Origin of the sequence: Nostoc sp. (assembly GCF_036917135.1) — a bacterium.
Classification (GTDB): domain Bacteria; phylum Cyanobacteriota; class Cyanobacteriia; order Cyanobacteriales; family Nostocaceae; genus Nostoc.
Genome location: NZ_JBALEA010000071.1, coordinates 1 through 20720 on the forward strand (window position 1 = coordinate 1; position 20720 = coordinate 20720).

General features: G+C 44.5%; 15 protein-coding genes. 9 read left to right on the plus strand and 6 right to left on the minus strand.

The window, feature by feature from the left end; genetic code table 11:
• Positions 1-1447: 1447 nt before the first annotated feature.
• Positions 1448-2353, plus strand: coding sequence for a bestrophin family protein (locus tag V7K50_RS21550; protein WP_334963556.1), 906 nt, complete (start codon positions 1448-1450; stop codon positions 2351-2353).
• A gap of 83 nt (positions 2354-2436) precedes the next feature.
• Here the strand turns inward: V7K50_RS21550 and V7K50_RS21555 are convergent, their stop codons facing one another.
• Positions 2437-3285 carry a M28 family peptidase gene (locus V7K50_RS21555; RefSeq protein WP_334963558.1) on the minus strand — a complete coding sequence of 283 codons (849 nt, stop codon included), beginning with the start codon at positions 3283-3285 and terminating at the stop codon, positions 2437-2439.
• A gap of 316 nt (positions 3286-3601) precedes the next feature.
• On the opposite strand from V7K50_RS21555, the gene dnaK reads away from it, so the two are divergent.
• Together dnaK and V7K50_RS21565 are read left to right on the plus strand one after the other, a co-directional pair.
• Positions 3602-5683, plus strand: a complete 2082-nt coding sequence (gene dnaK, locus V7K50_RS21560) for a molecular chaperone DnaK (protein WP_334963560.1) — start codon at positions 3602-3604, stop codon at positions 5681-5683.
• A 116-nt stretch (positions 5684-5799) separates the two neighbouring features.
• Complete coding sequence (locus V7K50_RS21565; protein ID WP_334963562.1) at positions 5800-6795, plus strand: J domain-containing protein; 996 nt, start codon at positions 5800-5802, stop codon at positions 6793-6795.
• Positions 6796-6889: 94 nt separating this feature from the next.
• On the opposite strand, the gene V7K50_RS21570 is transcribed toward V7K50_RS21565, so the two are convergent.
• Both V7K50_RS21570 and V7K50_RS21575 read right to left on the minus strand, forming a co-directional pair.
• The gene (locus V7K50_RS21570; RefSeq protein WP_334963563.1) at positions 6890-7153 is read right to left on the minus strand and encodes a type II toxin-antitoxin system RelE/ParE family toxin; all 264 of its coding nucleotides are present in this window, start codon (positions 7151-7153) and stop codon (positions 6890-6892) included.
• Positions 7154-7340: 187 nt separating this feature from the next.
• The gene (locus V7K50_RS21575; RefSeq protein WP_334963565.1) at positions 7341-7508 is read right to left on the minus strand and encodes a type II toxin-antitoxin system prevent-host-death family antitoxin; all 168 of its coding nucleotides are present in this window, start codon (positions 7506-7508) and stop codon (positions 7341-7343) included.
• Between the two features lie 139 nt (positions 7509-7647).
• Here V7K50_RS21575 and V7K50_RS21580 point away from each other — a divergent pair, with 139 nt between their 5' ends.
• The 4 genes from V7K50_RS21580 to V7K50_RS21595 all read left to right on the plus strand — a co-directional run bounded on the left by V7K50_RS21580 (position 7648) and on the right by V7K50_RS21595 (position 13394).
• Complete coding sequence (locus V7K50_RS21580) at positions 7648-8166, plus strand: J domain-containing protein (protein WP_334963814.1); 519 nt, start codon at positions 7648-7650, stop codon at positions 8164-8166.
• Between the two features lie 30 nt (positions 8167-8196).
• On the plus strand, positions 8197-8469 hold the full coding sequence (locus V7K50_RS21585; RefSeq protein ID WP_334963567.1) for a DUF3143 domain-containing protein: 273 nt from the start codon (positions 8197-8199) through the stop codon (positions 8467-8469).
• 139 nt (positions 8470-8608) lie between these two features.
• The gene (locus tag V7K50_RS21590) at positions 8609-12970 is read left to right on the plus strand and encodes an eCIS core domain-containing protein (protein ID WP_334963569.1); all 4362 of its coding nucleotides are present in this window, start codon (positions 8609-8611) and stop codon (positions 12968-12970) included.
• A gap of 19 nt (positions 12971-12989) precedes the next feature.
• Positions 12990-13394, plus strand: a complete 405-nt coding sequence (locus V7K50_RS21595) for a hypothetical protein (RefSeq protein WP_334963571.1) — start codon at positions 12990-12992, stop codon at positions 13392-13394.
• A gap of 527 nt (positions 13395-13921) precedes the next feature.
• Here the strand turns inward: V7K50_RS21595 and V7K50_RS21600 are convergent.
• The 3 genes from V7K50_RS21600 to lysA form a co-directional block, all read right to left on the minus strand.
• Positions 13922-14671 carry an isoprenyl transferase gene (locus tag V7K50_RS21600; RefSeq protein WP_334963572.1) on the minus strand — a complete coding sequence of 250 codons (750 nt, stop codon included), beginning with the start codon at positions 14669-14671 and terminating at the stop codon, positions 13922-13924.
• A complete protein-coding gene (cdaA, locus tag V7K50_RS21605) occupies positions 14668-15591 on the minus strand; it encodes a diadenylate cyclase CdaA (RefSeq protein ID WP_334963574.1) in 924 nt (307 codons plus the stop codon). Before cdaA ends, V7K50_RS21600 begins: the two co-directional genes overlap by 4 nt.
• 142 nt (positions 15592-15733) lie before the next feature.
• Positions 15734-17137, minus strand: coding sequence for a diaminopimelate decarboxylase (gene lysA / locus V7K50_RS21610; protein ID WP_334963576.1), 1404 nt, complete (start codon positions 17135-17137; stop codon positions 15734-15736).
• Positions 17138-17229: 92 nt separating this feature from the next.
• Between lysA and rimI the strand changes: the two genes are divergently transcribed.
• Both rimI and V7K50_RS21620 read left to right on the plus strand, forming a co-directional pair.
• The gene (gene rimI, locus V7K50_RS21615; RefSeq protein WP_334963578.1) at positions 17230-17781 is read left to right on the plus strand and encodes a ribosomal protein S18-alanine N-acetyltransferase; all 552 of its coding nucleotides are present in this window, start codon (positions 17230-17232) and stop codon (positions 17779-17781) included.
• Between the two features lie 418 nt (positions 17782-18199).
• Positions 18200-20671, plus strand: a complete 2472-nt coding sequence (locus tag V7K50_RS21620) for an ATP-dependent Clp protease ATP-binding subunit (protein WP_334963580.1) — start codon at positions 18200-18202, stop codon at positions 20669-20671.
• Positions 20672-20720: the final 49 nt, after the last annotated feature.

Below are 20720 nucleotides of genomic sequence, written 5' to 3' on the forward strand. Positions count from 1 at the left end.
TTAAATATCTCCGAAAGCCAGTCTCCAAGCTAGATTTATCCCCTTTTCCTGCACCCTCTTGACAAATGTGCAATTACCTTAACCTCTCACAGATGGTCGGAAGTAACGCAAAACAGCCCCAGATGAACTGAGGCTGTTTTGCGAGAGTTGTTTGGTAGTAGGGGTACATCAACGGTGATGCCCCGTGTTTAGATATAGATAATTCAGTATGCATCCTTATTCAGCCATGTTTTGGCATATCAGGATGATTTGGAAAATTTCGTAGGCGCAGCCCGCACTTCGGCTCCTTTCGACTTCGCTCAAGGCAAGTCGCTCAGTGACCGTCGTAGACATCGCTTTTTCCAAAAAGAAACTCCAGATGCACTTAAGGCATTCTGGAGTAGTAACAGGTTTCTAACATCAATCAATTTTTACATCTGCGATCGCCGGATGTCGTTAGGGTATATACTCAAATGTGTTTTATGTGTCCTCATCCGCAAATCGAACAGTAAATTACCTTCTTTTCTACCCATAACCTCAATGTATCTACAGAATTCTACGAACAAAAGCTAGGCTTGGAGTTATGGCTTGACCAAGGAACCTGTCGAATTTATACTGTTAGTGGCTCTGTATACTTGGGATTGTGTGAAGCAAGGGAAAAATCAGCTCCGCCAACCTAAAAGCAATCGAGTGTAATTTTTACCTTGGCAACACAGCAGGTGGATGAGTAGTTTACATTTTCAGGTAAATAGACCACGCGGTAGGGGCACAGCATGCTGTGCCCCTACGACAGATGTGGTTCAAATACATGAAAACTGCTGTAAATATCTCAAAGAACGTGGCATGGAATTTGAAAAGCCACCGACACTAAATGAAAACTACAACATTTACCACTGTTTTTTCCGTGATTTTAATGGTTATTTGATTGAAATTCAACATTTCGAGACTAACTAAAAAAAAGACATAACTAAATAAGTAAGTTATGCCTAGACTTTAATTTACAGGGCAGGATTTTTACAGGCTAGAACTTTTTGATTTACTAGGGTATATCATACCGACTAATGCTGTATAGACATCATCGATAGGAATGTACCTTTTCTTCTATAGATTTCTCGGGGTAGAATGGGGGGATTTATGCAGCTACAGGAAAATCTTTACATTTCTTTATAATTGGCGCTTAGGCGTAGCGAGTTATAGGCATTGCTCTTGACTTTTATATAATATGCACCTAATTGCTTATCAAAAAACTTTTTGCGTCAGTGCTAATAATAAGTATTTAAGCGGACTCGATATTGTATAACAGAAGCTAGAATACAATACATTGCAACCAGCATATCATGTTCTTAACCAAGATTACTTTTTCAAGTATCCTCTTTGCCAGCCAATTGTGCTGCTTTTATAGTGATTATTTTTAAGTTATTTGCTGTTTAATCTATTGGTTAACTAAATATTTTATGAGGATGATTGTATGATAGCCGAAAAAATAAAATGGGTTCGCGCAAAATTACAAGTTAAAGGTTCGGTAATTAAAGCAATTTATAAACATATTTTATGGTGCGGAGCTTTCGGATTTCTGATTTCTCTACTTTACCATTTTGACCTGCCTGTATCCCAACCTATTTTAGGAAGTGTTATTCCGAGCATTGTTTTAGGTTTGTTACTTGTCTTTCGGACAAATACTGCTTATGAGCGATTTTGGGAAGGTAGAAAATGTTGGGGATCTATAGTAAATAACATCCGAAATCTAGCGCGGCAAATTTGGGTATCAGTTGAGGAAATTTCACCAGAAGATAAAGAAAATAAAATTACGGCATTAAACTTATTGGCAGCTTTTGGTGTAACCACTAAATTACATTTGCGAGGAGAGGCTGTCAATAGAGAGTTAGAAGACTTAATGCCCTCTTCTAAGTATAGAAAACTGAAGATTATGAATAATCCTCCTATAGAGGTTGCCTTTTGGATAGGAGATTATTTACAGCAACAGTATCATCGTAATTGCCTTAATAGCTACCAGCTAACATCTATGCAAGAGTTATTGAATAATCTTGTGGATAATTTAGGTGCATGCGAACGTATTTTAAAAACACCTATGCCCCTTGCTTATGCTATTCATCTGAAGCAATTGCTGATCCTATATTGCTTCTTGCTACCATTTCAAATCGTGCATAGTCTCGGTTGGTGGACAGGTTTAATTGCTGCTTTAGTTGGTTTTACAGTATTTGGTATTGAAGCCATCGGCTTGGAGATAGAAAACCCCTTTGGTTATGATGCCAACGACTTACCATTAGATGCAATTTGCGAGACAATGAAACGCAATATCGACGATTTAATTACTTTGACTCCAAATGCGCGATCGCACACAGAAAATATATGATTAAATATATGATTCAAGTTAGACATTACAAATGATTGAAATTATTGTATTATTGAAAATACTTTTGGAACAAAGTGTAACTTTTATAGATTCCGAATCGCAAGTTCTAAACCTTCACATACACGAGTCAGAAAATCTAAATCCAAAGTAGCGATCGCATCACTAGCTTTGTGATAATGTGGATTTCGCAAGAATGCCGTATCTGTCACCATCATTGCTGGATAACCCAAATCCCAAAAAGGTGCATGATCGCTAAGTCTGATTTGGGGAACTATTAAACCTCGATTCGGCACGGGTAGCCATTGACTAGCTACGCCAACTTTGCGAATACTCCGACTCATGCCAATTAAATCAGGCAATATCCGCAAATTGCCAATTAAAGCAATAAAATCACCTCTATCTGGGTAGAAGCGTTCCAGAGGCGAGGGATAACTTTGGGAGCCAGGTGTAGAATCCTTATAGCCCAGCATTTCTAAGGAAATCATTAAGCGTAGCTGTTGCTTTTGTTGGTGCAACAGTGCTGCATAGTCCGCGCTACCCAGTAAGCCGTATTCTTCCATATCGAAAGCAACCAGCCTTAGAGGATATCTTACAGCTTGGGCAGCAAACTTTCTCGCCAATTCCAGCAACACCGCCACACCTGTAGCATTATCATCTGCCCCTGGTGTTCCCGGAACGGCATCATAATGAGCGCCAATTAAGATAGGTGGCAAATCTCTTTTTTGCCCTCTAGCTTGGGAAGGTAAATTTAATATCAAGTTATTACAAGCTTTGCCTCTGACTTCAAAGGTGTGGATTTCCACACTCCCCCATTGGGAAAATTGCTGACGGATGTATTCTTGGACAAAAAAATGTCCAGCCGTTGCCATGTAAGGATCGCGTTCGCGCGCGATCGCACTCAGGGAACTTTGTAATCGCTCTGTTAAATTCAAATTTTTAAAATAGTGGCAATATTTAGGGTTTTCAGACACTCAAAAAAGCAAAGCAAGTATTATTAAGGTGCATTAACCAACTTGCACATACCGTAAAAGAAGTAGGCGGATAACCAGAATTGAGGCTGCTTAGGCACACCAACCATCTCAATGCTATCCTAGTCTTGCAACTATCTCCTCTAGCTGCACTTCTTAGCTTACTGCCTTAATAATGACTATTATACCATTGGGGTGTTTTTATCCTGTGGCACAAAGCTAGAGATAGTTCCGCCCAATCATAATAAATATATAAGACACTTTAGGAGAAGAGTAACGCATGGGCAAGGTAGTCGGCATCGACTTGGGTACAACCAACTCAGTAGTCGCCGTGATGGAGGGTGGCAAGCCGGTGGTGATTGCCAATGCAGAAGGAATGCGAACAACACCCTCCGTGGTTGGCTTTAGTAAAGAAGGTGAAAGGGTGGTTGGGCAAATGGCACGGCGACAAACCGTTCTCAATCCCCAAAATACTTTTTTTGCAGTTAAACGCTTCATTGGGCGGAAGTATGGCGAACTTAATCCAGATTCTAAGCGTGTGCCCTACACTATCCGCAAAGACGAAGTAGGTAATATTAAAATCGCCTGTCCCCGTCTGAATAAAGATTTTGCCCCAGAAGAAATTTCGGCAATGGTGCTGAAGAAATTGGCAGACGATGCTAGTCGGTATTTGGGTGAACCAGTCACAGGCGCAGTAATTACAGTACCCGCTTATTTTAACGATTCTCAACGGCAGGCAACTCGCGATGCTGGTAGAATTGCCGGTTTAGAGGTGTTGCGGATTCTCAATGAACCGACTGCGGCATCTTTGGCTTATGGATTGGATCGGGGTGACACGGAAACTATTTTAGTATTTGACTTGGGTGGTGGCACCTTTGACGTGTCGATTTTAGACGTTGGTGATGGGATATTTGAAGTCAAAGCTACCAGTGGAGATACGCAACTTGGTGGTAATGACTTTGACAAAATAATCGTAGATTGGTTAGCAGAGCAATTTCTGGAAACAGAAGAGGTAGACTTAAGACGCGATCGCCAAGCTTTGCAACGTCTCATGGAAGCTGCGGAAAAAGCCAAAATTGAGCTTTCTGCTGTTAGCGTCACTGATATTAACTTACCCTTCATCACCGCCACGGAAGATGGCCCCAAACATCTGGAAACTCGTTTAACTCGTTCCCAGTTTGAAGGTTTGTGTGGTGATTTGGTGGGGCGATTACGAACACCAGTGAAACGCGCCCTCAAAGATGCCGGACTTTCACCTAGAGACATTGAAGAAGTTGTACTAGTTGGCGGTTCTACGCGAATGCCAATGGTGAAGCAGCTTGTGCGGGACTTGATTGGCACAGAACCCAATGAAAATGTCAACCCCGATGAAGTCGTGGGAGTAGGTGCAGCAATTCAAGCCGGAATTCTCGCAGGCGAACTCAAAGATGTGCTGCTGTTGGATGTCACACCCCTTTCTATGGGATTGGAAACCATCGGTGGCGTAATGAAAAAACTCATTCCCCGCAACACCACCATTCCAGTACGTCGTTCTGACATTTTTTCCACGTCTGAAAATAACCAAAATACTGTGGAAATTCACGTAGTTCAAGGCGAACGGGAAATGGCAGCAAACAACAAGTCTTTAGGACGTTTCAAGCTGTATGGTATCCCGCCAGCACCACGAGGAATTCCCCAAGTTCAGGTGTCATTTGATATTGATGCTAATGGGATTTTACAGGTAACAGCCCTCGATAGAACCACTGGGCGAGAGCAGAGTATCACCATTCAAGGCGCTTCCACCTTGAACGAGTCGGAAGTGAATCGGATGATTCAGGATGCTCAAAAATACGCCGATGTCGATCGCGAACGTAAAGAAAGAGTAGAAAAGCGGACTCGTTCTGAGGCGTTGATTTTCCAAGCAGAAAGGCAACTTAGAGAAGTAGCACTGGAATTTGGTATGCAGTTTGCCCGCAGCCGCCGCCAAAGAATTGATAATATTTGCCGACAACTAAAGGAGAGTCTGAAGGAAAATAGCGATCGCGGTATCGATCAAGCCTACGCTGATTTGCAAGATGCTCTCTATGAACTAAATCGGGAAGTCCGCCAGTCTTATGCTGAAGACGAAGACGACGATTTGTTTGGTACTATCCGTGACATCTTTACAGGTGGTGATAAAGAGAAAGAACGCGAATCTCCCAGAGATGGATATCGGGAACGCGACTCATACAGTCAGGACTATGGCAAAGATTACGGTAAAGACTATAGCAGAGACTATAACCGGGATAGTCGTTCTTCCTCTTATGAAAGCCGTCCTCCACGCAAATCCCGTCCCAGCTACCAAGATAACTGGGATGATGAAGAAGACAATGATTGGTTATAAGAAAAGTTAGGAGTTAGAAGTTAGGAGTTAAAAATTAAATCTTTCAACTCCTAACTCATCTCTGCTAACTCATAATTAATCCAAAATCTAAAATCTAAAATTTAAACAACTGAACTATGCAAAATTTGCCGAACTTTCGTGATTACTACGAGATATTGGGAGTATCTAAAGATGCCTCTGGTGAGGAAGTTAAAAAGGTTTATCGGCGGTTAGCAAGGCAATATCACCCCGATCTGAATCCGGGTAACAAAGAATCTGAGGAAAAATTTAAGGATATTGGCGAGGCTTATGAAGTTCTTTCAGATCCAGCCAAGCGATCGCAGTATGACCAGTTTAGCCGCTACTGGAAGCAAAAAGGCTTTGCGGGCAACAAACAAACCCCAAAGGCGAAAACTTGGCAGAGTACTCAAGGCGATCGCAACGGGAATCAGGATGTAGATCCAAGCCAATTCTCCGACTTTGAAAGCTTTATTAATCAAGTTATCGGCGTCAAAAATAAGAGTACGGAAAATAACTCCAATAATGGCAATACTAGCGATCCGTTTCGTTCCCCCAGAACAAAAGTTGCCTACACAGTTAACACCCCTCCTCGCACAACCCGCCGGGATATAGAAGCCAGATTAACACTTCCCCTAGAAAAAGCTTATCAAGGTGGTAATGAACGCATTCGTTTAGAAGATGGGCGATCGCTAGAAGTTAATATGCCTCCAGGTATGGTATCAGGTCAAACCATCCGTTTGCGGAACCAAGGCGTTGGCGGTGGCGATCTATACTTAAAAATTACCGTTGAACCTCATCCATTATTTAAGCTAGAAGGTTCTAATATACTCTGCCAGGTTCCCGTTACTCCCAGCGAGGCAGTTTTAGGAGGACAGGTAGAAGCACCTACTCTTGATGGCCCTGTAAAAATGACCACCCCTCCCGGAGTTAGGTCTGGTCAAAAATTTCGACTAGGGAATAAAGGTTATCCTAGTGATGACGGTAAACGTGGCGATCAATTAGTAGAAATTCAAATAGTTACACCGAAAAATATTAGTCAAGAAGAACGGGAACTGTATGAAAAGCTACGGCAAATTGAAACCTTTAAACCCCGTGCTGATTTAATCCGTTAGGAATAAGATATCAATCTTAATGAAGCTATTGACCAGAACAATGACTAATTTTTAATTAGTCTTCGTCATCTTGAAAAATAGTTTCTATATCTTGTCAAGCGTGCAAGATACGTACAATTTCTATGCCTTCGTCTATTGGACGATAAAAAATTAAATAATTTTTCACTGGAAAACTTCGCAAAAAAGCAGCCAATTGATCTCGTTGTCTGCCCATTTGGGGAAACTTGGCCAGTTTTGGAAAGCTTTCTCGCAGAGTATCAAAAAGTTTGTCAGCAGCTTTTAAGTTATTTGGGGCAAGATATTTCCATATATCCTCAATATCTTGCGCTGCTTGAGTAGAAATCCGAAATCGACTCATACAGAATCGCTGTTAGCCAAATTTTGCTGTTCTCGTGCTTTAATATTTGCAAAAAAAGCTGGAAGTAACTCGTCGTTATATTCAGTATACTGTCCACTATCAAGTTGCTTAATACCAATGTCAATCTGACTGCGTAATGCTTCTAACTTGAGTTTTTGCAGTTCTTCTTCAAGGCGCTGGAGTTCATCTATATCTGTTGAAACGCTTGCGCTTCATGCACCACAACCTCAGCTTTACCATTTACAGTTAGTACAAGTGGGGACTTTGTGAACTTGATCTGCTCTAGGTAATCCTTAGCATTGCGCTTGAAGTCGGTGAGACTTTGAATATTTTCGAGATTAATTTTGATCTGCATCGCATCTAATTAAATGCTTTATTAAAATATCTTATCAAATGCTAGACCTGCTGTGTCTTCTCCAATTCACAAAGGATTTAAAATATAAAAAATATCTTTGAGCAAAGTGACTCAAACAGCCGTGAATCAAAACGGGGCAATGCCACAAAGCAGTGAACCAACTTATTACTCCCTGCTAGGACTGCATCCCTCGGCATCGGTAATTGACATTCGTCGCGCTTATCGGGAACTGAGCAAACGCTATCATCCTGATACTACAGACTTGCCGACTGCGATCGCCACTCCCAAATTTCAGCAAATCAACGAAGCTTATGCTACCCTTAGCCATCCAGAACGGCGCTTGGGCTACGATTTAAAAATTGGCTATTCCCGCTTTGGAGTGATTCAACCACCCCCGGATTTGAATCATCCCGTCTCGCGTTCTCATGACTGGTCAAAATCAGCTTACCTCGATGCGAGCGATCGCCCCCTTTCATCTGGCGAAATCTTTGCTTTATTTATGCTGGTGTTAACATTTGTAGGTTGTCTGTTATTAGCAGTTGCCATTGGCTTAACTCGTGGCGAGGCTGCGTTCCCAACACATTTGCTGCAACCAACTGCATATTTACAACAGCCGATTACCTATATGTCGCAATTAATTACCCATCTGAGTAATTAAAAAATCTAAAATCCAAAATCTAAAATTCCTATGCTTCTTCTTCCCTCTGATACTCCCCTATATAATCATTCCCTGCCACAAATTGAGCAGTGGCTAAAAGACCAAGGCTGTCAACAAGACGAAACACAGAGGCATTGCTGGCGTGTGCATCGGCCTAGTTGGCAAGCTGAATTATGGCTTGATGTTGAGCAAATCGTAGTGCGATATGTCCAATCTGGGGAAAATGGGCAAGATATTCAACGCTCATTTAAGTATTCTCTAAGTCGGGATGATATAGAACAAGCTGTGTTCTCAGGCCCATAAAAAAGTGTTGAGTAGAATTCACCCTAAATTTAGACCAAAGTCGATAGCGATCGCATTTCGATAAACTGTAAAATTTATTTGGTATAAAATGCCTGACATCAGGAATCATAGCTTTACCCATCGATGAAGGAAGGGTGAGATGAGCGATACCTACGGTGGTAAACTACGCACGTTTGGGCGTAACAAAGCAGGTACATCAAATTTTTCAAATCCGTCTCTTGTCTCACCAACGACTCCGACACTGGCAAATCCAGTGCGAAGCTTCGGTTCACCAACGAATAATGTCATCCAAACAGCAACTGAGGAATCAACCAACCTTCAAGAAGCTCAGTCTGCTGACGAGCAATCTTTGTTATCAGAAACCATTCCACAACGGTCTTTTGGTCATGACATTAGTCGCATGGCGTTGCGTCGTCCCCAGGCCAAACTGACGGTGGGAGAACCAGGGGACAAGTATGAGCAGGAAGCCGATTGGGTGGCAAATCAGGTGATGCGGATGACTTATCCTCCAACCCCCAACTTTCAGCGCCAGGTGGAGGAAGAAGAAACAGAAGAGATCCAGACTAAGCCACTGGCAGAAACCATCACCCCACTGGTGCAGCGTCAGGAAATGTTGGCAGAGGAGAAACTGATTCAGGCAAAATGTGAAACTTGTGAGCAGGAAGAACCGATTCAACGCGCTGCTGATGGTGTTTCCCAAGTTCAGCCCGATTTGGAAAATCGACTGAATGCGAGTCAGGGTGGGGGGAGTGCTTTACCAGATGAAGTGCGATCGTTCATGGAGCCTCGTTTGGGGGCTGACTTCCAGCAGGTGCGGGTGCATACGGACAGCGAAGCAGTGCAGATGAATAAGGAATTGAAAGCACAGGCGTTTACGTATGGTAGCGATATCTACTTTGGATCTGGGAAATCTCCAGAGAAGAATGATTTGACTGCCCATGAGTTGACTCATGTCGTGCAACAGACAAAAGATAATAGACTCCAACAAAAAAATGTTATTAACTTGTGGTCTAATAAAGAAACCCTTCAGCCTAAAATTAGCCCTGCATTTTCTTTCAACTCTCTACCCGAACCAACAATACAACTCAAAGATAATCCCGAACCACAACCTGCTGGCGATAACAAAGAGACTGAGATCCAGAAAGCTCCAACAGCATTACCAGAAAAAGTAGATCGAGGGGCTATATCCGCTCCCACTAACGCCCCCAAAGCAGATGTCGCGGGGAAACCGGCTATTGAAGCCCAGCCGGAGACTATGACTGATGCTAAGTCCGATCAGGCTGTTGCCCAAGCTACTGGCAAGACTCACCCAACTATTAAACCCCTAGACGGGGGAGCGCCCAAGTCCTCATCGTCAAAGGCAGATATAGGAGCCACACCCGTTCCTGCCAACACTTCTAAGGTGACTGCTGAGGCTAAACCGGCTACTAAAGCCTCGTCAGGAGGCACAACCGAAGTTTCATCGGCTGAACTTACCCAATTTATCCAGCAAGCAGCGGCAAAACGAGACGGGCTGTTCCAGTCTGCTGAACCAAAGAAACAACAAATTTTGGCAAATGCTGAAATACAGAAGCAGAATGTCCAGCAATCGATCGAAGCTAAAGTCACTGAGCTGGAAAAGGTTTATAGCCAAACCCTCCAACAAGTTCGGCAAGCCGCCCAGAATGCACGCATAGAAATCACGTCACAGCAAGACGTGAAGATTGAAGCCACTCAGAATGCTGCACAGACTGAATTGGGGAATTTGCAACGGGTAGTTGGAGAGAAACAAAACGCAATCCGACAAGCCGCAGAAAGTAAAGCCATCGCAGCGACGACTGAAGGCAATCAACAAGCACAAAGGGCAATTGACGGGTGTAACAACAAGGCAGTCCAAGCCAGGACATTAGGAGAAAGCAAAGCTGCACAGTACAGCAGCTATAAACGAGCTCCTGACATCGCCAGTGGCGCTCGTCAGATGGCTAACAAGGCGGCTGAAGACATCATCAACGCTGGCAAAGAAATAGCAACAGCGGTTCACCAAGATGCTAATGACTTAGCTGCCAAATTCCGACGAGAAGGAGAAGAAGCAGCTCAGAAGTTCAGCGAACCATCGCAAGCGAGCCGGAGCAAGATCGAGAAGACTAGAGACGATACTATTGCAGCGATAAACCAAGCGGCTACAGAATCCTTGTCTCAAATTGACTTGTCAGCGCGTGACACCACTGCACAGCTTGAATCAGGACACGCGCAAGGCATCCAACAAATCCATCAGTTAGCTCAACAAGCCCTACCTGCCATTGATCAGTCGGCGCAGAACGCCTGTCAGCAAGTAGATGAAAACGCAACCAAATTTGCCAATGGCATTGACTCATTCGTGGCTGAGGTTTCCGCCCAGTTGGGCAGTTATCCAGGGGATTTAATCACTGAGAACATCAATACCGCAGAGACTCAACTCAACAGCACGTTAACCCAGTATGACTCCACGCTGGAACAGATATCTACTGGGTCTCAATCTTCTGGTCAGGAGGTTGGGAACCAAGCCATACAACAGGCAACGACTCTAGTTGCCCAGTTGAGCGCACCCGTTCAACAAATTGGAAGTGATTTTGAGACAAAAGTTTCAAACATCACCAGTCAGACCTCTCAGAAAATGGGTGATGCTGCTGCCAAGAGTGTGGAAGATATGCAAAAGGTTGTCACCGATGTAGGCAATCAGCTACAGCGGGCGGTTGACGAGAGTACAGCCACCTGGGAGCGGCAACTCAACGAAGGTAAGGCTCAGTTCAAGCAAAAAGTAGACGATGGTCTTGCCAAGCAAGACGAAGCTGCTTCTGGACTGGGAGCAAAGATTGATAAGATGGCAGAGGAAGTTGAGAATGAGAGCCTATTGGAAAGAGGTCTCAAAGCAGTCGGTTCATTCCTCGGTGGAATTTGGGATGGATTTGTTGAGCTGCTTAATGTGCTTTGGCAAGTGGTCAAGGTTCTGCTCATCGTTGCTCTGGTTGTGCTTGCCATCGTGATTGTGGTAGGTCTAATTATTCTTATTGTTGGCGGAGCAGAGGCTTTACTTGCAGCTATCGTCGCCGTGGTTGTTGCTATCGAGGCAGTTGTTGCCTTTGTTGCTTCCATCGCGGCTATTCTGGAAGTGATTGTAGCTATTGTCACCATCGTTTTTGCAGTAGTTGCTCTCATCGCCTTTGCGATCGCTGTTTATCAAGCCTTCTTCAGTGGCAAAGCCATGACGGACGATGAGCGGTGGCGAATGCTGGGTAAATCTTTCTTCGACTTGGTGTTGGCGTTGCTGCCTCTGGCAGGCTCAATCAAGACCATAGGGCGGCTTGGACGCTTGCTAGGTATGGTGGAGGACACAGGTCAACTTCTTCAATTGTTACGAAAGGTTAGAAACGTGGAGCAGCTTATATTGCTCCTAGAAGAAGTTGGTGATGCTGGCAAGCTGTTAAAATTGCTGGAGTTACCAAAAATTGCTAACGCAGCTGAGTTATTACGACTGCTGGAGCTACCAAAAATTGCCAACGCAGCTGAGTTGGAACGACTACTGAACCTGCCCAAAATTGCCAACGCAGCTGAGTTGGAACGACTGCTGAACCTGCCCAAAATTGCCAACGCAGCTGAGTTGGAACGACTGCTGAACCTGCCCAAAATTGCCAACGCAGCTGAGTTGGAACGACTGCTGGAGCTACCAAAAATTGCCAACGCAGCTGAGTTGGAACGACTGCTGGAGCTACCAAAAATTGCCAACGCAGCTGAGTTGGAACGACTGCTGAACCTGCCCAAAATTGCCAACGCAGCTGAGTTGGAACGACTGCTGAACCTGCCCAGCATGACTGTGGCTCAACTTGAGAAACTGCTGGTAATTACAGACGACGCAGCTCAACTTGAGCGCTTCCTGACTTATATTGATGATCCATTGGAACTTGAGCGCTTGATCAACAATGCGGGACTAAAACCAGCACCAGACCCGGATGCATTCCGTCTTGATCGCGTTCTGGACAAGATGGGGCCTGGAAAAAAGAGTGTCGCCGATGTGGAAGCAGCACTGGATGCACAAAAGAAAATTGACAGCAAAATATTGGTGGGCGAACAGAAGGGGACAACACCAGGTACCGCTGACTTTAGAACAATTAGAGGCGCTCATTCGCCCAGCATTTTGAGCGATCCCAATTTTCGGATTATAGATCCAGCGCCACCAGCAATACCAGTACCAAATGCAGACGGAACCGTGCAAGTAAAATTTCAAAAGTTGGTATCTCCTGGTCCACCTGAAGTATGGTCAAGAACTAAGTCCAGTACCCTGGCACCCTCAAGCTGGAGCGATAGTGATATACTGCGCGCTGGCGATCAGGTTGCGAAGACACCGCCAGTGCTGACCCGCGCCAGGGATGGAGCTACGCTTCATCAGGGTATAATTAATGGGGCGCAATGGGAAGTGATAAAGGACGCTAGTGGGAATGTGACGAGTTCCTATCCAACTGGAGGCAGTCTGACTACAAGCTTCTAAATTAAGAAAGGAGAGTTTAATGGATACATTTGATGAGCTAGATCAATACCTTGGGGTTGACTACAATATAAATCTCTGGTCTGATGATGCCATTGATCACGCGACAGAACTCCTTGATGGTCTTAGCGAAGCTGATTGGACTCGTTTGGCAAGAACTTGGAAACATAGACCCGTTGCTTGGCAGGTTAGACTTGCGGATGCTGTATTTGGATCTGACAAGCCACGAGTTATCGACCTGCTAGTCGAGATGTTGAGAGCGTCTGAAGCTAAAGTCGCGATCGCAGCAGCAGAAAGCTTGGAAGCAAAGGATTATGTCTGGACTCCTGATTCATCATTGCGTAATGTATTAGAAAAACTTCTAGACCAGGTGAAGGTTGGAGATCGCCGTACAATTGATGGGTTACTCGCACGTATCCCGAAATAGCAGCAGTAGACAACTAATCTATGTCTACTCCATGATATGGATTATTCGCCTTGAGAATTAGCGAGTACCTAGACTATCCCTAGCCAAGAGATACCAAGTGTATCGGGTCAAGGAGAATCGGGAGCAATGCGATTTTGTTAGATGTCCCCAAAAAGAGAGCGATCGCTAATCGTTTGAGTTGAGGTACGATCTCTGCAATTTGTGATAAGTTTAGGCAAAATCATTTTTGTCAACAGTAATTAAACCATAAATAAACTAGAATATTGAGTATCAAATTTAGCAAATCCTCTGGTTTGAAGACAAGTGTAAACAATGCTTTTAAATATGACGCCTAGGCATAGCCCGCCAACTCTTAGAGACGCTTTGCGAACGCCATTGCTAGCTTAAAAATTGTGTTTATAACCCCGATTTTGAACAATATTTTCAGCAATAGTGCTTATTGACAAATAGTTTATAATTTTAAACTTTCTGTCACCAATGTGTTGGGAGCGATCGCACTATGACTGCTGAATGCGATCGCACTGATTTTAAACTTTCCCAAACCGCCGCTCCCGTTGCTGGTAGGCACACAAGGCGCGGTGAAACTCTGCTCGGTCAAAATCGGGCCAGAGCGCATCAGTGATGTAAATTTCTCCATAAGCCATTTGCCAGAGTAGGAAATTGGAGAGGCGCATTTCTCCACTGGTGCGAATTAACAAATCTGGATCATTAATTCCGGCTGTGTACAAGTGGCTCTCAAATACCTGTTCATTAATTTCATCAGGTTGTAGCAGACCTTGCTGAACTTGTTTTGCGATCGCCTGACAAGCTTGTAAAATTTCCTGTCGTCCGCCATAATTAGTTGCCACCGAAAACCGGATACCACGATTATTCTTAGTTTCTTCCATTGAACGGGAAATTTCTTGTTGGAGCGATCGCGGCAGTTCTTGCAAATTTCCCACAAACTTAATTTGCACATTCTCCTCGACCATTTCCCGCAGTTCTTGGCGCAAAACTCTTTGAAACAGAGTCATCAAAAAATCCACTTCTTCCTGCGGTCTTTTCCAGTTCTCCGTTGAAAAAGCATAAGCTGTCAGCGCCTGAATTCCCCAATCCTGACAACAGCGAAGTAAATCCTTGAGAGCATCTACTCCTCGCTTATGACCCATAATTCGAGGTAGACCTTGACGTTTAGCCCATCGACCATTGCCATCCATAATCACCGCCACGTGCTGCGGCAATAGTTCTCGTTTTAAGTCAGTAGGTAAATCTTGCAGTTTAGTTTGTTGTGCTGTCATTTTTTATCTCGAGAAGCGGTCGATGGTAATCTGAGTAAACGTGAAACCAGTGCTAGTGTCTTTCCACCTATCCGACGAACAAAACTCAATAGACCAGGAGCAACAGCTTCCCTATCAACGGTTGGAGACAAAAGAGCCTCCAATGACTCTTTCAACTTCCTAATCGTCAGTGGTCTATTTAGGGTTCCCCGTTCCGCTAAGGAAATAGAACCCGTTTCTTCAGATACAACGACACAAACGCAATTTTCGACCCGCTCAGTAATTCCCATTGCCGCCCGGTGGCGTGTTCCCAACTGGCGCGAGGCTGTGCGTCCCGAAAGTGGTAAAATTATACCCGATGATATAATCCGCGAGCCACGGATCAGTGTCGCCCCATCGTGTAACAAAGTTTTCGGCTGAAAAATTGTCTGGATCAGTTCTTTAGAAACCTCCGCATTTAGCTTTACTCCTGGCACAGAAAAATCTCGCTCATCAATTGGCCCTGTGGTTTCCACAATTAGTAAAGCTCCAATGCGGTTTTTTGACAATTCTTTAACAGCCTCAACAATTTCATCAATTACACTATCAGATTTAGGTATTGCCAGACGGTCGGGTTGAAACAACTGGCGGAATTCGCCACGCCCCAACTGTTCCAAAAATCGCCGAAACTCTGATTGTAGAGCAACTGCCATCGCCACAGCACAACCAATTACCAACTTTTCAAGTACAAAACTGAGCAGAGGTAGTCCGAATCTGCCACTTAGTGCTGAGGCTAGCATTAAGATAATGAATCCTCGCACCATCCATAGTGTCCGGCGCTCACTAATAATAACTAGTATCATGTACGTCAGCGCCAGCACTAACACAATATCCAGAGTCCCAAGTAGCAAGGACTGTGACCACCCCAGGTTTGTCAGCCATTGCTTCCACCAATCTCTCATGACATCTGGATTACACTTTTGCCTCTAATTACATTTAGTCATTAGTCATAATTCACCAGTCATTAGTTCCTGCCTAATGACCAATACTTCGACTCCTTTCGACTTCGCTCAAGGCAAGTCGCTCAGTACAAGTGACAAAGGACTAATGACTACTTTTTAGTCTTTCTGGTAGGCGATCTTGTCGAATTAAATCTTGATAAGTTTCACGTTGCAAAATTAAATTTGCTTCGCCATTCGCTACTACGACTGCTGCCGGTCGGGGCAAGCGGTTGTAGTTAGATGCCATACTGTAATTGTACGCACCAGTTCCCATAACTACGAGAATATCCCCTGGCTCAGTCTTTGGGAGTAGAGCATTTTTAATCAGAATATCTCCTGATTCACAATGTTTACCAGCAATTGTAACTGTTTGGGTTAAGGGAGAAGACATTTTATTAGCAACGACTGCCCGATAAACTGATTGGTAAGTAATTGGGCGGGGATTATCAGACATTCCGCCATCAATTGCCACGTAGGTACGAATTTCTGGGATAACTTTGGATGAACCAATAGTATAGGCAGTGACGCAAGCTGTGGCAATTAGCGATCGCCCTGGTTCACTCAGTAATTTCGGCAAAGGCAGATTTTCGGCTACACAAGCTTCTTGAATTACTTGACAAATTGCCTTCACCCACTCTTCAATACTAGGGGGATCGTCTGATTCTATGTACTTAATCCCCAAACCGCCACCAACATTTAACTCTGTAATATTTAAACCATACTTCCCAGCATCCCGGAGCCACTGCACCATAACAGCCGCCAAATCTTGATGCGGTTGGCGCTCAAAAATTTGGGAACCAATATGAGCGTGTACTCCTACGCAATTCAGGGTAGGTTGTTGGCTGACAAAGGTAAAAACTTCATCTAAATCGTTGGGATCAAAGCCGAATTTGCTATCTAAGTGTCCCGTGCGGATGTATTCGTGGGTGTGGCACTCAATACCGGGAGTTAACCGTAGCATGATGCGGATTGCTTGACCAGGTTGGGCAATTTCCACAAGGGTACGCAATTCATACCAGTTATCCGCCACAATGGTGACACCAGACTCGATCGCTAAAATTAATTCTTCACGAGATTTATTATTTCCGTGAAGGTAAATTTTATCGGGACTAACACCAGCTTCTAGGGCGGTGTAAAGTTCGCCCCCGGAAACTACATCGATTCCCAGTCCCTCTGATCCGGCGATCGCACAAACTGCTAAACAATTCCAAGCTTTTGAGGCGTACAATACTTGAGATTCGCCCTTGTAGTATTGCTTGAAAGCATCTCGGTATTGCTGACAAGCCGAACGCAGGGTTTCTTCATCTAAAATATATAAAGGTGAACCAAATTGCTCAACTAGGGTTGTGACATCACATCCACCAATTTCCAGGAAGTCATGATGATTAACTCTGGCAGTTAACGGTAAAAGTTCTTGATTAGGGGATGGATTTGCGCTGGTGTCAAGCCTTTGAGGTAAATATTGACTTCCAGAATGTTGAACCCCAGTGGGGTGAGTCGATACCATAAATATAAAAGTTTTCCTTGTTCAAATTACGGGCTTTGAGTTCGTCTCCCGATTCCCAGTGTACAAAGGGTTTGTAATCTTATTCAATAAATGTGATCTCATTAGACTTAGAAATTAAATTACTGACATTAGAAAATCTCAGTGCTATTCTGGAACTCGATCAAGCCTGTTTTGGCGGACTTTGGACAATGGACGGCTACAAACGAGAATTGGATAGTCCCAACAGCGATATACTCGGTTTATTTTCTCCCTCCTCCAACACAAGTTTGCTAGGAATGGGTTGCTTTTGGTCAATTTTAGATGAAGCCCACATTACAATTTTGGCGGTTCATCCCGAATATCACCGCCAAGGAATGGGTGCGGCTTTATTATATTCGCTCATCAAGACAGCTTGCGATCGCAAAATGGAGCGAGCTACCCTCGAAGTGCGAGCTTCCAACTTGGGGGCCATATCTTTATATCAAAAATTTGGCTTCAAAACAGCCGGACGGCGGCCGCGTTACTACCAAGATAACGATGAAGACGCGCTGATTCTTTGGCTCCCAGATTTACAACACCGCAAATTTCAAGCAACTTTAGACCAGTGGTATTCTATTGTCAGCGATCGCTTGGCCAAATCCTTTTGGCACTTGGTTTTTAAGTAGCTGGGGATTTTTAATTTGGAATTATCGGGGCTTGCGATCAACTTCAGCAAAAAAATGTAACTTTGCTGCGCCTAATTATATTTAAATATTTTATTCTAAATAAGATTTATATAATAAAAACCTATAGCAGGTATTGATGCTTTACATTCAAGCGTATAGATGTTATAAATAAACGTTTGGGATTAAGTCAAAAAACTCTGAATGCAAGCAGTCAGCTATTTGTAATAAATCCTAAAAACGCTGGTGAACTAAAGCTCCTCAGTACACTAGCTAGATAAAAGTAGTCAATAGTTAACAATTAGCCCATCAACTAAAGTCATAGCTTCAGGATGTCTATAATCTGTTATACAGGCATCCAAAAGCTTTGCCTGTGCTAAAATCAGCATACCGGCACGACCGCAGATGATGGGATAAAGCCATGTTTGAGCGCTTCACAGAAAAAGCCATTAAGGTAATCATGCTGGCCCAAGAAGAGGCCCGCCGTTTAGGTCACAACTTTGTCGGAACCGAGCAGATCCTCTTGGGTCTGATTGGCGAAGGCACTGGAGTAGCCGCCAAGGTGCTGAAATCAATGGGTGTCAATCTCAAAGATGCCCGAATTGAAGTTGAAAAAATTATCGGACGGGGATCAGGCTTTGTTGCCGTGGAAATTCCGTTTACCCCACGGGCAAAGCGAGTTCTCGAACTCTCTTTGGAAGAAGCACGCCAACTGGGGCATAACTACATTGGCACCGAGCATCTGCTGTTGGGCCTAATCCGCGAAGGGGAAGGCGTCGCAGCCAGGGTGCTAGAAAACCTCGGTGTGGATCTATCTAAGGTAAGAACCCAAGTCATCCGCATGTTGGGAGAAACTGCTGAAGTTTCACCAGGCGGTTCATCCGGGCGCACAAAAACCCCGACTCTGGATGAATTTGGTTCAAACCTGACCCAAATGGCAATGGATAATAAGCTCGATCCAGTGGTAGGACGCGCCAAAGAAATCGAGCGGGTGATCCAGATATTGGGTCGCCGGACTAAAAATAACCCAGTGCTAATTGGGGAACCAGGAGTTGGCAAAACAGCGATCGCTGAAGGTTTAGCTTCACGCATTGCCACCAAAGATGTCCCTGACATCCTCGAAGATAAACGCGTAGTCACGTTGGATATTGGTTTGCTCGTAGCAGGAACCAAGTACCGGGGTGAATTTGAAGAACGCTTGAAAAAAATCATGGATGAAATCCGCTCTGCGGGTAATGTCATTCTCGTGATTGATGAGGTACACACCTTAATTGGTGCGGGTGCAGCAGAAGGTGCTATTGACGCAGCGAATATCCTCAAACCAGCTTTGGCCAGAGGTGAGTTGCAGTGCATCGGTGCTACAACCCTAGATGAATACCGGAAGCACATCGAGCGAGATGCAGCCCTAGAGCGGCGTTTCCAGCCAGTGATGGTTGGTGAACCGACAGTTGATGAAACAATTGAAATTTTATATGGTCTGCGCGAACGCTACGAGCAACACCATAAACTGAAAATCTCCGACGAAGCATTGGTAGCGGCGGCGAAGTTATCAGATCGTTACATTAGCGATCGCTTCCTGCCAGATAAAGCCATCGACTTAGTTGATGAAGCTGGTTCTAGAGTGCGCTTAATTAACTCCCAACTGCCACCCGCAGCTAAGGAGTTAGATAAAGAACTGCGTCTGATATTAAAAGAAAAAGATGACGCGGTGCGCTCTCAAGACTTTGATAAAGCTGGGGAACTGCGCGATCGCGAAATGGAAATCAAAGCTGAAATCCGCGCGATCGCTCAAAGCAAGACCAATGCAACTGGCACAGAAGGTGAAGAACCTGTAGTTACAGAAGAAGACATTGCTCACATTGTCGCTTCTTGGACTGGGGTACCGGTGAACAAACTCACCGAATCTGAATCTGAAAAGCTGCTGCACATGGAAGACACCTTGCACCAGCGTTTAATTGGTCAAGATGAAGCTGTGAGAGCAGTTTCACGCGCAATTCGCCGCGCTCGGGTCGGTTTGAAAAATCCCAACCGACCCATAGCTAGCTTTGTCTTCTCTGGGCCGACTGGTGTAGGTAAAACCGAGTTAGCGAAATCCTTAGCTGCTTACTTCTTCGGTTCCGAAGAAGCGATGATCCGCTTAGATATGTCCGAATACATGGAGCGTCACACCGTCAGCAAGCTGATTGGTTCCCCTCCAGGTTATGTTGGCTATAACGAAGGTGGTCAGCTGACTGAAGCCGTGCGGCGGCGTCCTTACACCGTGGTGTTGTTCGACGAAATCGAAAAAGCCCACCCCGATGTCTTCAACATGCTGCTGCAAATTTTGGAAGACGGTCGGTTAACCGATGCCAAAGGTCGCACGGTGGACTTCAAGAACACCTTGCTGATTTTAACTTCCAATATTGGTTCTAAGGTAATTGAAAAAGGCGGTAGCGGTATCGGCTTTGAATTCTCCGGAGAAGATGCCAGCGAGTCAACTTACAACCGGATTCGCTCTTTGGTCAACGAAGAACTCAAGCAGTACTTCCGTCCAGAGTTCCTCAACCGACTCGATGAAATTATCGTCTTCCGTCAGTTGAACAAGCCGGAAGTGACCCAAATCGCCGAAATTATGCTCAAGGAAGTATTTGGTCGTCTGACGGAAAAGGGTATCACCTTAGAAGTCACCGATCGCTTCAAGGATCGGTTGATCACTGAAGGTTACAGTCCCAGCTACGGCGCGAGGCCATTACGTCGGGCAATTATGCGCCTGTTAGAAGATAGCCTAGCAGAAGAAATTCTGTCTGGTCGTATTAAGGATGGCGATACTGCGATCGTTGATGTGGATGAAAATGGCATTGTGCAAGTTAGTTCTCAACAGCGTCGGGAATTGTTACCCCAAGGTGTTGAGTAAGATTTAGGGTTTGGGATTTAGTCTCAAATAAAAAATTAGAAAACGGTAG